The following is a 15171-nucleotide window of genomic DNA, read 5'->3' as shown; positions in this document are numbered from 1 at the left end:
TACCCGCCACGCGGCGGGTGCGCACCGGCACCGAGCTTATCGTGAAGAACATCTACTGTCGTCCCTCCGGGACTGAAAGCATTGAGCCCCCGAACGGGGGCGGCAGTCCGTAGCCCAGGGTGCGAACCCTGGGTCCGAGGGGTGCGAACCCTGGGGTTCCTGGGTGCCAACCCTGCGTCCCCTCGCCTCTGGAAACACGCCCCAGATTGTGGACAATGGCGCGACCCACCCGAGGTGCGCCATGCTCCGTGTCACGCTCGCTGCACTTCTCGCGCTCCCCGCGCTCGCGTCCGCCGCGCCGCCGGACTTCGACAGGGACGTTGCCCCAATCCTCGCGGCCCGCTGCATTGACTGCCACTCCGGGCCGAAACCGAAGGGCAAGTACGACGTGTCGCACAAGGCGAACGTGGACGCGGTCGAGCTGTGGAAGCGCGTCGAGGCCGGCAAGATGCCGCCTAAGAAGCCGCTGCCCGAGGCCGAAGCGAAGGTGCTCAAGGCGTGGGTGGACGGGGGCGCGAAGTGGGGCACCGACCCCATCGACCCGTTCCGCATCACCACCGCGACGCGGGCCGGGTACGACTGGTGGTCGCTGCAACCCGTGAAGCGCCCCGCGGTTCCCGATGTCGCGAATCCGAAGCTCGAAGTCCGAAACGAGATCGACCGGTTCGTACTCGCGAAGCTGAGTGACAAGGGGTTGTCACCGTCGCCGCCGGCCGACCGGCGCACGCTCATTCGCCGCGTCACGTTCGACCTCATCGGTCTGCCGCCGACGCCGGAGGAGGTGGAAGCGTTCGTCAAAGACGACGCGCCGGACGCGTACGAAAAGCTGGTCGACCGCCTGCTCGCGTCGCCGCACTATGGCGAGCGCTGGGCCAGGCACTGGCTCGACGTGGTGCGGTACGGCGAGACCGACGGGTTCGAGCGCAACAAGCCGCGGCCGAACGCATGGCCGTACCGCGACTGGGTGATCCGCGCTCTCAACGCCGACCTGCCCTACGACGAGTTCGTGCGGTTGCAACTCGCGGGCGACGTGCTGAAGCCGAACGACGCCGACGCGGTGCGAGCCACGGGGTTCCTCGTCGCGGGGGTTCACAACACGGTGCTCGGCAACGAGCAGATGCGGCTCATCGCCCGGCAGGACGAACTCGAAGACATCGTCGGTGCGGTCGGGCAGACGTTTCTCGGCCTGACGGTGAACTGTTCCCGCTGCCACGACCACAAGTTCGACCCGATCTCGCAGACCGACTTCTACCGGCTCGCGGCGGCGCTCGCGGGCGTCGGCTTCGGCGAACGGGCGATCCCGAACACGAAGGCGACGCAGGAGCTCGCGGCACTCGGCAAGCAACTCGACGAGATCAAGGCCGAGTTGGCGGGCCTGGAGGAGCCGGTGCGTGTGGCGGTCCTCAAGGACAAGGGGATGGCGATGCCGGGTGCGGCGGTGCCGGCCCCGGTCGCCGCGTGGGACTTCCGCAAGTCGGCCGACGACCTCGTCGGCAAGCTGCACGCGAAGCCCGAAGGCGGTGCGAAACTCACGGCGGACGGTGCAGTCCTCGACGGCAAGAAGGGGTTCCTCCGCACGCCAGTGATCCCCTTCGAGTTGAAGGCGAAGACGCTCGAAGCGTGGGTGCGGCTCGACAACCTCACGCAGCGCGGCGGCGGCGTCATCTCGATCCAGTCGCCGGACGGGGTGGTGTTCGACGCGATCGTGTTCGGCGAGCGCGAGCCGGGCCAGTGGATGGCCGGCAGCGACCAGTTCGTGCGGACCAACTCCTTCAGCGGCCCGCCGGAGCCAGACGCCACGAAGGAGCCGGTCCACTTCGCGATCGCGTACACGGCCGACGGCGCGATCACCGGATACCGCAACGGCAAGCTCTACGGCAAGGGGTACGCTTCGCGCGGGCTCCAGACCTTCGCACCGGGCAAGGCGGTGATCCTGTTCGGGTGCCGGCACGAGCCGTTGGGCGGGAACAAGATGCTCGCCGGGACCGTCAGCGTGGCGCGAGTCTATGATAGCGCGTTGTCACCGGAGCAGGTCGCCGGGTCGTTCGCGGGCGGGGCCGGGTTCGTCACCGAGGCCGAGATAGACGCCAAACTCACCGCCGAGCAGAAGGCGACCCGTGCCGACCTTCGCAAGCGCTCAGCACAACTTACCGCGGAACTCGACCAAATGCGGCAGCGGGCCGTGGCCGATAAGACCTACGCGAACGTGCCCGGGAAGCCGGCAGTCACGCGGTTCCTGGTCCGCGGCGACATCGCCCAGCCCGGCGAGGTGGTCGCGCCGGCGGCGCTCGCTTCGGTGAGCGGCCCGAAAGCCGACCTCGGCCTCGCACCCACCGCAAGTGACGCCGACCGCCGAAGCAAGCTCGCCGAGTGGGTGACGGCCGCGAACAACCCGCTGTTCGCCCGCGTCATCGTGAACCGCGTGTGGCACTACCACTTCGGCAGCGGGCTGGTCGAGACGCCGAGCGACTTCGGCTTCAACGGCGGCCGCCCGAGCCACCAGGAAATGCTGGACTGGCTCGCCGCGGAACTCGTCGCACGCAAGTTCAGCCTCAAGGCGATTCACCGGCTCATCGTCACTTCGGCGACCTACCGCCAGGCCTCGGCCCCGCGGAAGGCCGAACTCGCCGCCGATGCTGAGAATCGCTTGCAGTGGCGATTCCGCCCGCACCGGCTGGAAGGCGAGGCGGTTCGCGACGCGATGCTCGCGGTCTCAGGCCTGCTGAACCAGGAGGTCGGCGGCAAGGGGTTCAGCGACTACAAGACGCGGGACTTCAACGGCACTGCGTACTTCGAGCCGATCGACCCGGTCGGCCCGGAGTTCCACCGACGCAGCGTGTACCGCTTCACGCCGCGGGGCGCGAACCAAGGGCTGCTCGACGCCTTCGACTGCCCCGACCCGGCCTCCGCGGCCCCGCGGCGTGCGGTCACCACCACCCCGCTCCAAGCGCTCTCGCTGTGGAACAACGGCTTCGCGCTGCGAACCGCCGAAGCCTTCGCGTCGCGCGTCGCAAAGGACGCCGACTCGCTCGACAAGCAGGTGGTGCGTGCGTGGCAGTTGGCGTACCAGCGCTCGCCAACCCCCGACGAAGCGAAGCTCGCCGCGAAGCTCGCGACCGACCACGGCCTCAAGGCGCTGTGCCGGGCGCTGTTCAACAGCAACGAGTTCGTGACGGTGGAGTGACACGGCGTGACCGCAACACGCACGGAGCGTGACCCATGACCGAGAAGAAATGGCTTGCGTGTGCTGACCCCAGCCCAATGGAATTGTTCTTGATCGACCGAGGTCAACTCGGGAGCCGGAAATTCCGACTCTTTGGCTGCGCCTGCGTGCGAGATGTCTGGGACATTTTGCCTAGTGACGTGCTTCGCCAGGCGATCGTGACGTGTGAACGATTTGCGGACGGCTTGGCAACTGCGAAGGAACTCAAGAAAGCGCGTGACCGGGCCGACCGCACCTATGAGGGTATGGGTGATCTCGTTGCTGACCACAGTGCGATCGCCGTCACGGCGCTTTGTGATGCCGACCCTTCGTTCCCGATGGGTGAAGGGTCGGCGTCGGGCATCTCTGCAGTCGCGGCTGAGGCAAGATCGAATAAGAGAACCACGTGGAGCGCCGCACGGAAGCAAGCAAGGCACCTGCACGCTCAGCTTTTTCGCGACATCTTCGGCAACCCGTTCCGGCCGGTGGTTGTCGATCCGGCGTGGCGGACGTCCACGGTGCTCGCGCTGGCACATGGCATCTACGATGAGCGGGCCTTCGACCGGATGCCGATTCTCGCGGATGCGCTACAAGATGCGGGATGCGACAGCGACGACATCCTGACGCACTGCCGCGGGCCGGGGCCGCACGTCCGCGGGTGCTGGGTCGTCGATCTCGTGCTGGGCAAGGAGTAGGGTGCGTCGAGGCCGGCTCTGCGGCCGAGCCGCACCGTGAGGCGATTGCGGCGTGTGGTGGGCGTATTGCATTCGAGCCACGGGGTTCATCCCCGTGGTGCCTGGAAGCGCGGAACACCACGGGGACAAGCCCCGTGGCTCGAAAGACCAGGGACACGCACGCGCCCCACGGTGCGGCTCGCCGCGAAGCGCGGCTCGACGCACCCTACCGCCGACGCCGCACGTTCGCGCTCCGCGGTTCAGCGTACTGGGGGAAGGATGAACGCTCTCCATCGCCGCGAGTTCTTCAACTGGTCCGCACAGGGGCTCGCGGCCACGGCGTCGGTCGCGCTGCTGGTGCGGGACGGCGTCGTGACCGCCAACACCGGCCCCGCGGCGAGGGCGAAGCGGGCCGTGCAGATCTCGCTCGTCGGCGGGATGAGCCACATCGACAGCTTCGACCACAAGCCTGAACTCGCGAAGCGGCACGGCCAGCCGCTCGGGTCCGATAGCAAGCCCGACGTGTTCTTCGGGCAGGTCGGTCTGCTCCGGAAGCCCGACTGGGAGTTCAAGCAGCGCGGCGAGTCCGGCCTGTGGGTGTCGGAGCTGTTCCCGCACGTCGCCGGCGTCGCCGACGAACTCACCGTCATCCGCTCGATGACCGCCGACAGCGCGAACCACACGCCCGCGTTGTTCGTGCAGAACAGCGGGTTCCAGTTCAACGGCTACCCGGCCCTCGGCTCGTGGCTCAGCTACGGTCTCGGCAGCGTCGCCGACGACCTCCCGGCGTTCGTCGTGCTACCCGACGTCCGCGGCGACGCCAACGGGGCCGCGTCGAACTGGTCGAGCGGGTTCCTCCCGGCCCAGCACCAGGGCGTCGTGTTCCGCGGCGGCGACTCCCCCGTCCGCGACCTGTTCCCCGACACGCCGATCACGCCCGGCGAGGAGCGCGACTCGCGCGACTTCCTGGCGAAGCTCAACGCCGCACACCTCGAACGCAGCGGCCACGAGGCCGACCTCGCGGCGCGCATCAAGAGCTACGAACTCGCCGCCAAGATGCAACTCGCGGTGCCGGCCGTCGCCGACCTGTCGAAAGAGACCGCGAAGACGAGAGCGATGTACGGCACCGACGATCCCGTCACAGCAGACTGCGGGAAGCGCTGCCTGCTCGCTCGGCGGCTGCTCGAAAAGGGCGTGCGGTTCGTGCAGGTCTATAGCGGCGGGCCGATCGCCGGCGCGCCGCGGACGAGCTGGGATGCCCACGAGAACGTGAAGGAGAACCACGGGGCCGAGGCCGCCCGCATCGACAAGCCGGTCGCCGCACTCATGGCGGACCTCAAGCAGCGCGGCATGCTCGACGACACGCTCGTGATCTTCACCACCGAGTTCGGCCGCACGCCGTTCACGCAGTCGGCCGGGAACGTGGTCGGCACCGGCCGCGACCACAACAAGTACGGCTTCTCGTGCTGGCTCGCGGGTGCGGGGCTCAAGCCCGGCACCGCGTTCGGCGAGACGGACGAGATCGGCTGGAAGGCCACCGAGCACCCGGTCGCGTGGCACGACTTCCACGCCACCGTGCTGCACCTGCTCGGCATCGACCACGAGAAACTGACGTACTACCACAACGGCATCAAGCGCCGCCTCACCAACGTCCACGGCGAAGTGGTGAAGGCGATTCTCGCGTAGGGCCGGCTGTGCCGGCCGCGCCTCTCGCACTTCACCACTTCGGCCGGCACAGCCGGCCCTACGAGTTCAGCGGGTACATCGGCCGCTTGATGCGGGTGTAGGTGAAGCGGGCCGGGTTGATCGCCGTGAGGCCGGGGGTGTCCACCGGGATGATCTCGCCAGCGATCGGCGCGTAGGCCGCCTTGTACGCCACCGCCGCCTTTACAACAATCGTGTGCGCCGCACTCGGATCGACGCCGAGGCTGGTGAGCTGGCCGAGGCTGAACGGCGGGGTGCGGAGCGAGTTCAGCACCAGCACGTTGCCGTCGTGCAGGTCGATCACCGCCGCGTGCCCCTGGTCGTTCGCCCGTCGGCCGCCGTGCCGCGGCTCCACCTCGACCCACTTCCCGTCGTGCAGCGACCGCACCGAGCCCTTCACCAGCACCGGGTCGCCGTGGAGCCGGTCCACCGCTCCGCCGACGTGCCCCTCAAACGCGCCGCCGATGCCGAGTTGCTTTGCGTCGGCGACCGCCCCGGGAGCGTACAGAACCACGACGAACCGCTTCGCCTCTTGGGCGAGCAACTCCGCGAGCAGCACCGTTCCGTCACCGGCCGAGCCGCCGCCGATGTTGTCGCCCAGGTCGATCAGCAGGACGGGTGTGTCGGTCGAAGCGATCGCCTGCGCGACTGCGGCCGCCGGCTCGGGCGACGCCACGTTCAGTTGCTCGCGGACGGCCCACATCGCGGCCGCGAGTTTGTCGGCGACCGCCTGCGCCAGTTCAGGCTTCCCGTCGGCGACGGCGATCACGGTCGCGCCGGCGTCGGGCACGTCGGCGTACGGGAACCCGGCCATCACGCTGACCGATAGTACCCCCGGCCGCTTCTCGGCGTCGCGGGCCAGTTCCATGAGCGACGACATCGGTGCGCGTGAGGTGTCCTGGCCGAGCAGGTTGATGAACAGCGGGAGCGCCGTAACGGCGGTCACGGGTGCGATCTCCTTCTTCACCGCCCGCGTCAGCAGTTCCGCCGCGAGTACGCCGCGCTGCCGCTGATCGACGTGCGGGTACGTCTGGTAGCCGACGACGATGTCGGCGTACTTCGCGATCTCCGGGCTCACGTTGGCGTGGAAGTCGAGCGTGACCGCGAGTGGCATGTCGGGGCCGACCGCCTCGCGGAGCCGCTTCACGATCTCGGCGTCGGCCGCGGGGAACCTCGGCGTGACCATCGCGCCGTGGAGCGCGAGCAGCACGCCATCGGACTTCGCGATGCGGACGCCGGTGGTGAGCGCGTCGCAGAAGTGCTCGAAGAACTCGTCGGTGACCGGCCCGCTCGGCGTCGCCCACGCCATCCCGAGGGGCACCGCCTCGAACCCGAACCGGCCCGCCGCCTCGATGAACCCGCCGACCTCGTGGTGCGCGTCCTTCCAGGTCGGCACCATCGCGCTGCCGTGGGTCAGGCTCCCCTCCAGGAACCGCTCGCGGTCCGCCGGGAGGGGGGCGAACGTGTTCGACTCGTGCATGAAGCCGCCGATCGCGATCCGCATGGTTCTTCGGGTGGTGAGTGTCGGGGGGAGTGGCGGGCCGGGTGCGGCCCGGGGGACAGAGAAGTCATTATGCATTGGTGGCCCGTGTCAACGAGGATTCCGTATGATTTCCGGTGCGGGCACCCGGCCCGCGATTCACCCCTGGAGGTAGTTGCCGTGTCCGTGAACGTGGCGGTCGTTGGTGCGACGGGTGCTGTGGGCGATCTGATCCGAAAGGTGCTCGTCGAGCGCGCCTTCCCGGTGAAGACGATCAAGTTCCTGGCCTCGGAGAAAAGCGCCGGCAAAACCGTCGAGTTCGCGGGGAAACCGTACACGGTCGAGCCGATCCGGGCCGAGGCGTTCGCCGGCGTCCAGATCGTACTGAGCAGCACGCCCAGCTCGGTGAGCAAGGAGTTCTCGCCGATCGCCGCGCGGGCCGGGGCGATCGTCGTCGACAACTCGTCGGCGTGGCGCATGGACCCGGACTGCCCGCTTGTGGTGCCCGAGGTGAACGGCGACCAGTTGCACCACATCAAGAAGGGGATCGTCGCGAACCCGAACTGCGTCGCGATCCCGCTGTGCGTGGCGCTCAAGCCGCTCCACGACATCGGCCGGGTGAAGCGGGTCGTCGTCGCGACGTACCAGTCGTCGTCCGGCAAGGGCGCGACCGGGCTGACCGACTTCAACGCGCAGGTCGCGGCGTGGGGCACGGGCAAGCCGGTGCCGGCCCCGACCGCGCACCGGGCGCAGCTCGCCGGGAACGTCATCACCCTCGACTGGGCACTCGACCCGAACGGGTTCACCGAGGAAGAGAACAAGGTCATCAACGAGACGAAAAAGATCCTGGGCGACGCCAGCATCGGCGTGTGCCCGACGTGCGTGCGGGTGCCGGTGAAGGTCGCGCACTCGGAGGCCGTCACGGTCGAGTTCCACACCCCGATCTCGGTCGCCGACGCGAAGGCCGCACTCGCGAAGGCCCCGGGCGTCGTGTTCATGGACGAGATGAAGGACGGCAAGTTCCCGCAGCCGATCCTCGCCGAAGGCAGCGACCACACGTTCGTCGGCCGCGTCCGCCAGGACCCGAGCAACCCGAACGCTCTGTGTTTGTGGGTGGTGTCCGACAACCTCCGCAAGGGGGCCGCGACCAACGCCGTGCAGTGCGCCCAGGAGTTGGTCAAGCGCGGCATCGTGAAGTAGAGCCACAGCCACGGATGAACACAGATGAAACACGGATGAAGACAAGATTGATTTGAACTCAGTCTTCCGTCCTATCCGTGTTTCATCTGTGTTCATCCGTGGCTCACTCTTATGAGGAATTTGAAGCTCACCATCCGCTACGACGGCACCGACTTCTTCGGCTGGCAGACGCAGCCGGGGAAGCGGACCGTGCAGGAGACGGTCGAGCGGGCGGTCGCCGAGATCACGCGGGAAGAGCGGCCGCGGCTGAACTGTAGCGGCCGCACCGACTCCGGGGTCCACGCGGTCGGGCAGGTCGCCAACGTCTACACCGCCTCGAAGCTCCCGTGCGAGGTGCTGCTCAAGGCGGTCAACGCCAAGCTGCCCGCGGACGTCGGCGTCCGCGAGGTGGTCGAAGTCCCGCAGAGCTTCTGCGCGAACAAGGACGCCGTGCGGAAGATGTACCGGTACGTCGTGCAGGATGGCCGGCTGCAAGACCCGTTCATGCGGAAGTACGCGTGGTTCGTGCGGCAAAGCCTTGATCCCGAGGCGATGCGGCGGGCCGGGCGGTGCCTGCTCGGCCGGCACGACTTCCGGTGCTTCGAGACCGAGTGGCCGAACCGCCTCACCAGCGTGCGGACCATTACCCACCTGGGGGTGAACCGGTTCGGCGAGTTCATCTGGATCGAGGTCGAGGCCGACGGGTTCCTGTACAACATGGTCCGCGCGATCGCGGGAAGCCTCGTGCAGGTCGGCCGCGGGTTCTGGCCCGAGACGCAGATCGCCGACGTGCTGCACGCGATGGACCGCCGCCTCGCCGGCCCGACCGCCCCGAGCGAGGGGCTGTTCCTGATGCGCGTGACGTATCCGGGCGAGCGGGGGACGTGAGTCCCCCGGTTTCCGACCTCACCAGATGGTAATTCCACCGGGGGACTCACGTCCCCCGCTCGCCAAAGACTCGATTCATGTCCGAACACACCTACCCGCCTGAACTCGCCGTCGCCCCGCTCGCCGCGGTCCCGTCGCTGACCGTTCGAGTCCCCGGCAGCAAGAGCATCACGAACCGGGCGCTCGTGCTGGCGGCCCTTGGGGGAACCAACTCCTGCGAGCTTCGCGGGGCGTTGCACAGTGAAGACACGGCGGTGATGATCGACGCCCTCCGGGCTCTCGGCGTGAGTGTTGAGGTTCACGACCAAGACCCCGACACCGTCTACATCTGGCGGCCCGAGCAACTCGGACACGCGCAACCGGCCGCGGACCTGTTCGTCGGCAACTCGGGCACCACGGTCCGGTTCCTTACTGCTGCGCTCGGAACGCTGAAGGGCCGGTATCGGCTCGACGGCGTGCCGCGGATGCGCGAGCGGCCGATCGAGGAGTTGCTCGACGGGATGCGGCAACTCGGGGTGGACGCGCAGAGCGAGCAGAACAACGAGTGCCCGCCGGTGGTGGTGAACGCGACCGGGCGGATGGGCGGGACGGCCCGGATTCGCGGCGACCGGAGCAGCCAGTTCCTCAGCGGCCTGCTGATGGTCGGCCCGTTCACGCCGGTCGAGACCGTGATCGAGATCGTCGGGCCGCTCGTGTCCGAGCCCTACGTCGCGATGACGCTGCGGATGATCGAGCAGTTCGGCTACCGCGTCGAGGTCGGGCCGGGGCACCGCTACCGGTTCCCGCCGAACCAGGGGCGGCACTTCTGCGGCGCGTACGCCATCGAACCCGACGCCTCGGCCGCGTCGTACTTCTGGGCGGCGGCGGCAATTACCGGCGGGCGCGTTATGGTCTCCGGGTTGACCCGCAAGAGTCTCCAGGGCGACGTGCGGTTCGTTGAGGTTCTCGAACAAATGGGGTGCCGCGTCGAGGAGACCGCTGCCGGCATTGCGGTCCAGGGCGGCGCGCTTCGCGGCGTCGATGTCGATATGAACGACATCAGCGACACCGTGATGACGCTCGGTGCGGTCGCGTGCTTCGCCGAGGGGCCGACCACGATCCGCAACGTCGGCCACATCCGCCACAAGGAGACGGACCGCATCGCGGCGCTCGCCACCGAACTCCGCAAGCTCGGGGCGGCCGTCGAGGAGCGTGACGACGGGCTGACGATCGCGCCAGGGCCGCTCAAGGGGTGTGCGGTCGATACCTACAGCGACCACCGCATGGCGATGAGCCTCGCACTCGTCGGGCTGAAGGTGCCGGGGGTCGTAATCCGCAACCCGGGCTGCGTCGCGAAGACGTACCCCGGGTTCTGGGGCGACCTCGACGCGCTGCACCGCCCGCCCGCGTGACCGGCACACCCGGCACCGCCGCGCACCGCTCCCGCCGCACCCGGGCGCAATCACCGCCGTCTGGCCGCGGCGGGTTGCACGCCCGCACAACGGATGGGATGATGCTGCTGCTCGCCCGTTAAGGACCAGAGGACAGAACCCAGAAGGGTAGAGGACAGGAGCGGACCCGGGGCCGCTTCGACACCGGCCCCTCTGTCGTCTGGTCTTCTGACCACTGGTCCCAAGGACCGTTCGATGCCGTCCGACGAACACACGAGCGACGCGCCGCACAGCCACGTCGACCCGCCGACGCACCCGGACCTCCGCCGGTTGGCGGTCCCGCTATCGCCGGCGCACACGCCGTCCGAGGCCGAGATGGACGGGACGCTCGCCGGCCGCGACCGCCTCGGTGCGGCCGCGTTCGACGTCGCGCTGAAGACCGGGCACCCCGGCCCGCTCGACGTCCTCAGCCGGGCCGAGCAACCGCCGATCATCCCCGGGTACGACATCGTCGCCGAACTCGCCCGCGGCGGCATGGGGGTCGTGTACAGCGCCCGCGACCTGGTCCTCGAGCGCGAGGTCGCCATCAAGACGCTGCTGCCGGGCATGGCCTCCCGGTTCGAACTCGTCGCTCAGTTCACCCGCGAGGCCAAGATCACCGCCCGGCTCCAGCACCCCGGGGTGCCGCCGATCCACGCCCTCGGCACCCTGCCCGACGGCCGGCCGTTCCTCGTCATGAAGCTGATCCGGGGCCGCACGCTCCAGGAGGAGATCGAGAACCGCGACCGGGCGCACGACCTGCCCCGGCTCGTCGGCGTCTTCGAGCAGATCTGCCAGACGGTCGGGTACGCGCACAGCCTCGGGATCATCCACCGCGACCTGAAGCCGCTCAACGTCATGGTCGGCGCGTTCGGCGAGGTTCAGGTGATGGACTGGGGGCTGGCCCGCGAGGTGCGCGGGGTCCGCCGCGACCTGCCCGACGAGTTGCCCCTGGACATGACCCGCAAGGGCGGCCCGCCCACGCCCACGACCGGCTCGACCCGCATCGGCCGGGCCAAGGGCACGTCGTCGTTCATGCCCCCCGAGCAGGCCCGCGGGGACTGGGACAGCGTGGACGCCCGGGCCGACGTGTTCACCCTGGGCGGGGTCCTCTGCACCATCCTCACCGGGAAGCCGCCGTACACCGGGCCGAACGGGCAGGCGGTCCTCGGGCTGGCAGTCGAGGGGAACCTGGACAGCGCGTACGAGCGGCTCGAAGCGTCCGGGGCCGACCCCGAACTGATCGCACTGTCGAAGCGGTGCCTGAGCCCCGAGGCCGCCGACCGGCCCGGCACCGGGAAGGTCGTGGCCGAGGCCGTCGCCGCGTACCGGTCCAGTGTCGAGGAGCGGGCGCGGCTCGCGGCCACCGAGTCGGCCGTGTCCGCGGCCCGCGCCGAGGAGGCCGCCCACGGGCACGCCCTCGCGTACTGCACCCTCGCCAGCGCGCTCCAGGACAAGGGCGACCTGCCGGCCGCCATCGAGGCGTACCACGAGGCGCTGCGGCTGAACCCGAACTTCGCCCCGGCCTACGCGAACCTCGGGGTCGCGCTCCACGACACCGGCGACCTCCCCGGCGCGATCGCCGCGTACCGCGTGGCCATCGACATCGACCCGGCCGACCCGAAGGTCCACTCGAACCTCGGCATCGCGCTCCGGGAGGCCGGGAACGTCGCCGGCGCGATCACCGAGTTGAAGCAGGTCGTCGAGCTGGACCCGGAGAACCCCGAGGCCCACTTCGACCTCGGGAACCTGCTCCAGGCGGTCGGCAACCTCGACGCCGCGATCGACCGGTTCGAGGAGGCCCGGTTCCTGGCCCCGGACAACTCGACCGTCCTCCTGCACCTCGCGGTCGCGTACCTCGTCAAGAAGCGGACCGACGACGCGGCCGACGCGGCCCGCGAGTCGATCGCGCTGAACCCGCTCGACCCGAACGCCGACACCGCCCACGCCGTCCTCCTGCTGGCGCAGGGCGACACGTTCCGCGGCAAGGCGGCGCTGGGCGAAGCGGTCCGCCACGACCCAACCCGCTGGGAGGGCGTGTTCCGCCAGCTCTTCCCGGACGCCCCGCTCCCGTCGCGCCCGCTCGACCTGTAATCCGGCCCCCGCTACGGCCCCGTTGCGTCGGGTTCGTCTTCGAGCGGCACCGGTTCGCGGCCGCTCGCCAGAATCCACCGCAGCGCGGTGAGCGCGATCAGCCCGAGCGCCGGCGCGCCGACCGCCAGCAGCCACAGATCGTCCCAGGTCAGCAGGTACGCGACGACGGACCCCATCGCGGCCGCACCGAGCAGGAACACGAGCCACGGCGTCCACCGCCACGGGTCGCCGCGGTCCACGGGGATGAAGTGCGGGTCCGACGCCTCGGCCGACCTGGCGAGCGTGAGGAGGAAGCCGCCGGGCGGGAACGCGACGGGCCGGTGGCACACGCCGCAGGTGAACCCCGGGTGCGGCCAGCCGACGGGGAGGTGCGTGGGAGCGGCGCAGAACGGGCAGGCGAACGACGGCACGGCGTCACCGGGGCGAGGTGGGGGCGGGGGTGGACCGCAAGGATAGCACCACGTCCCGGGCCGTTCCAAGAGTGCCCGATCAGTTTGTCGCGCGATAGCGCCTTCGCGGGGTCGGGGCTTGTCGGGCGTTCCGGCGGCGTGGCATAATGACACCTCTCCCGACGCGACGCCACGTTTCCGCCCCCGAGGATGCACCCGCAATGTCCCTGCGACACCACGCCCCGGCCGTTCTGGCCGGGTTACTGCTCGTTCTCAGCGCACACCCCGCACCCGCCCAGATGCCGTTCGACGACCCCGTCCTCGAGCGGATGCGGAAGGACGTCTTCTTCCTCGCCGGTCCCGAGTGCGAGGGCCGCGGCGTCGAAACCAAGGGCATCGAGAGGGCCGCCGACTACGTCGTCGCGGCGTTCAAGGACGCCGGGCTGCGGCCCGCGATGAAGGACGGCTCGTACTTCCAGCCGTTCACCATCACCGCCGGCGTGAAGCTCGACAAGCCGACCAAGCTCGTCCTCACCGGCCCGGCCGGCGACGCGAAGGAACTTAAGCTCGGCACCGACTTCAACCCGATGGGGTTCAGCCCCACGTCGAAGGCCAGCGCCGGCCTCGTGTTCGTCGGCTACGGCGTTACGGCCCCGAAGCTCAAGTACGACGACTATGAGGGGGTCGAGGTCGCCGGGAAGATCGTCGTGATGCTGCGGCGCATCCCGCGGTACGGCGAAAAAGGCGAGAAGCGGTTCGACACCACCGCGCCGAGCGCCGACGAGAGCGAGTTCGCACCGTTCGCGGCGAAGATCGAGAACGCGGTCGCGCACAAGGCGGCCGGCATCATCATGGTGAACGACACCACGGCCGCCGGCCCCCGCGACCCGCTCCCGCAGTTCCTCAACCACGCGATGGGCACCGAGCCGGCCCCCTTCCCCGTCATGTTCGTCAAGCGCGAGGTGCTCGACCCGCTGATCGCGACCGGCCCGGTCCGCACCGTGGCCGACATCGAGGCGCTCATCGACAAGGACCTGAAGCCGCGGTCGTTCGACATCAAGGGGTGGAAGGCCGACGCGGAAGTGTCGGTCGTGAAGACCGAGTTCAAGTGCAAGAACATCGTCGGCGTGCTCGACGGGCACGGCCCGCTGGCCGAAGAGACGGTGGTGATCGGCGCGCACTACGACCACATCGGGTACGGCCAGTTCGGGAGCCTCGGCGGCGCGGCCGGCAACGGGAAGGTGCACTACGGGGCCGACGACAACGCGAGCGGCACCACGGGGCTGATCGAGCTGGCCCGGCGGTTCGGCGCGGTGAAGGACCGGCAGGGCCGGCGGCTCGTGTTCATCGCGTTCAGCGCCGAGGAGCGCGGCCTGTTCGGGTCGCAGTTCTACTGCAAGAACCCGCTGTTCCCGCTCGACACCACCGCCGCGATGATCAACATGGACATGATCGGCCGCACCAAGCCGGTGCCCACCGACTGGCTCGGGGTCGCCGAGAAGAAGGACCGGCTCATCGTGTACGGCACCGGCACCGGCGACGGGTTCGAGAAGCTGGTGGACGCGGGCAACGCCAGGACCGGCGACTTCCGGCTCACGAAGCTCGCGGCCGGCAGCGGCCCGAGCGACCACGACTCGTTCTACCGCAAGAAGGTGCCGGTGCTGTTCCTCTACACCGGCACGCACGGCGAGTACCACCGGCCGACCGACGTGCCGGAGAAGATCAACGTGCCGGGGATGAAGAAGGTCGCGGACCTCGTCGAATACCTCGCGGCCGAGTTGGCGACCCGCGACCGGCCCAAGTACTTCGCCACGAAGGACCCGTGGAGCGACCCGACCGAGACCCGCAGCGCCCGCCCGGCCGGCCCGAAGCTGAGCGTGCTGCCGGACTACAACTACGAGGGCGAGGGGATGCGGCTCGAGGGCGTGAACGCCGGCGGCCCCGGCGACAAGGGCGGCCTGAAAGAGGGCGACGTGATCGTCGAGATCGGCGGCAAGCCGGTGAAGAACGTCGGCGGGTACATGACCGCGATGAGCGGCACCAAGGCCGGCACCGCCACCGACATCGTGGTGCTGCGGAAGGAGAAGCGGGTGACGCTGAAGGTCACCCCGGAGTGACGGCGAACCGAGAAGACAGAGTTATCCGCAGATTA

Annotated in this window: 10 protein-coding genes; 8 read left to right on the top strand and 2 right to left on the bottom strand. The window is 69.3% G+C overall.

All coding sequences use genetic code 11. The annotated features are described in order from the left end of the window. Nucleotides 1-241: 241 nt before the first annotated feature. From ACTIGN_RS27070 to ACTIGN_RS27060, 3 genes are all read left to right on the top strand, one after another. The gene (locus ACTIGN_RS27070; protein ID WP_439629753.1) at nucleotides 242-3184 is read left to right on the top strand and encodes a DUF1549 domain-containing protein; all 2943 of its coding nucleotides are present in this window, start codon (nucleotides 242-244) and stop codon (nucleotides 3182-3184) included. Between the two features lie 35 nt (nucleotides 3185-3219). Further along, entirely contained in the window at nucleotides 3220-3897 is a 678-nt protein-coding gene (locus ACTIGN_RS27065) for a hypothetical protein (protein WP_439629751.1), read from the top strand. Nucleotides 3898-4155: 258 nt separating this feature from the next. Continuing rightward, nucleotides 4156-5562: a DUF1501 domain-containing protein gene (locus ACTIGN_RS27060; protein WP_439629749.1), complete on the top strand. Its 1407-nt coding sequence runs from the start codon at nucleotides 4156-4158 to the stop codon at nucleotides 5560-5562. 58 nt (nucleotides 5563-5620) lie between these two features. On the opposite strand, the gene ACTIGN_RS27055 is transcribed toward ACTIGN_RS27060, so the two are convergent. After that, entirely contained in the window at nucleotides 5621-7084 is a 1464-nt protein-coding gene (locus tag ACTIGN_RS27055) for a M81 family metallopeptidase (RefSeq protein ID WP_439629747.1), read from the bottom strand. Nucleotides 7085-7240: 156 nt separating this feature from the next. On the opposite strand from ACTIGN_RS27055, the gene ACTIGN_RS27050 reads away from it, so the two are divergent. From ACTIGN_RS27050 to ACTIGN_RS27035, 4 genes are all read left to right on the top strand, one after another. Then, entirely contained in the window at nucleotides 7241-8260 is a 1020-nt protein-coding gene (locus ACTIGN_RS27050) for an aspartate-semialdehyde dehydrogenase (protein ID WP_439629745.1), read from the top strand. Nucleotides 8261-8371: 111 nt separating this feature from the next. Continuing rightward, nucleotides 8372-9127 (top strand): tRNA pseudouridine(38-40) synthase TruA, encoded by a 756-nt coding sequence (gene truA, locus ACTIGN_RS27045; protein ID WP_439629743.1) that lies wholly within the window; start codon nucleotides 8372-8374, stop codon nucleotides 9125-9127. A 77-nt stretch (nucleotides 9128-9204) separates the two neighbouring features. Continuing rightward, a complete protein-coding gene (gene aroA, locus ACTIGN_RS27040) occupies nucleotides 9205-10518 on the top strand; it encodes a 3-phosphoshikimate 1-carboxyvinyltransferase (RefSeq protein WP_439629741.1) in 1314 nt (437 codons plus the stop codon). Between the two features lie 234 nt (nucleotides 10519-10752). Next, complete coding sequence (locus ACTIGN_RS27035) at nucleotides 10753-12630, top strand: tetratricopeptide repeat protein (RefSeq protein ID WP_439629739.1); 1878 nt, start codon at nucleotides 10753-10755, stop codon at nucleotides 12628-12630. 11 nt (nucleotides 12631-12641) lie between these two features. On the opposite strand, the gene ACTIGN_RS27030 is transcribed toward ACTIGN_RS27035, so the two are convergent. Then, on the bottom strand, nucleotides 12642-13040 hold the full coding sequence (locus tag ACTIGN_RS27030; protein ID WP_439629737.1) for a hypothetical protein: 399 nt from the start codon (nucleotides 13038-13040) through the stop codon (nucleotides 12642-12644). 200 nt (nucleotides 13041-13240) lie between these two features. On the opposite strand from ACTIGN_RS27030, the gene ACTIGN_RS27025 reads away from it, so the two are divergent. Next, a complete protein-coding gene (locus ACTIGN_RS27025) occupies nucleotides 13241-15136 on the top strand; it encodes a M28 family peptidase (RefSeq protein ID WP_439629735.1) in 1896 nt (631 codons plus the stop codon). Nucleotides 15137-15171 lie beyond the last annotated feature (35 nt).

The sequence above is a fragment of the Gemmata sp. genome, assembly GCF_051859125.1.
Classification (GTDB): Bacteria; Planctomycetota; Planctomycetia; order Gemmatales; family Gemmataceae; genus Gemmata.
This window is presented reverse-complemented; position numbering and strand designations above follow the sequence as displayed.

Excerpts from the sequence above, each read along its gene's own strand:
- ACTIGN_RS27070 (WP_439629753.1), top strand. The coding sequence starts at position 242 with ATGCTCCGTGTCACGCTCGCTGCACTTCTCGCGCTCCCCGCGCTCGCG.
- ACTIGN_RS27065 (WP_439629751.1), top strand. The coding sequence starts at position 3,220 with ATGACCGAGAAGAAATGGCTTGCGTGTGCTGACCCCAGCCCAATGGAA.
- ACTIGN_RS27060 (WP_439629749.1), top strand. The coding sequence starts at position 4,156 with ATGAACGCTCTCCATCGCCGCGAGTTCTTCAACTGGTCCGCACAGGGG.
- ACTIGN_RS27055 (WP_439629747.1), bottom strand. The coding sequence starts at position 7,084 with ATGCGGATCGCGATCGGCGGCTTCATGCACGAGTCGAACACGTTCGCC.
- truA (WP_439629743.1), top strand. The coding sequence starts at position 8,372 with ATGAGGAATTTGAAGCTCACCATCCGCTACGACGGCACCGACTTCTTC.
- aroA (WP_439629741.1), top strand. The coding sequence starts at position 9,205 with ATGTCCGAACACACCTACCCGCCTGAACTCGCCGTCGCCCCGCTCGCC.
- ACTIGN_RS27035 (WP_439629739.1), top strand. The coding sequence starts at position 10,753 with ATGCCGTCCGACGAACACACGAGCGACGCGCCGCACAGCCACGTCGAC.
- ACTIGN_RS27025 (WP_439629735.1), top strand. The coding sequence starts at position 13,241 with ATGTCCCTGCGACACCACGCCCCGGCCGTTCTGGCCGGGTTACTGCTC.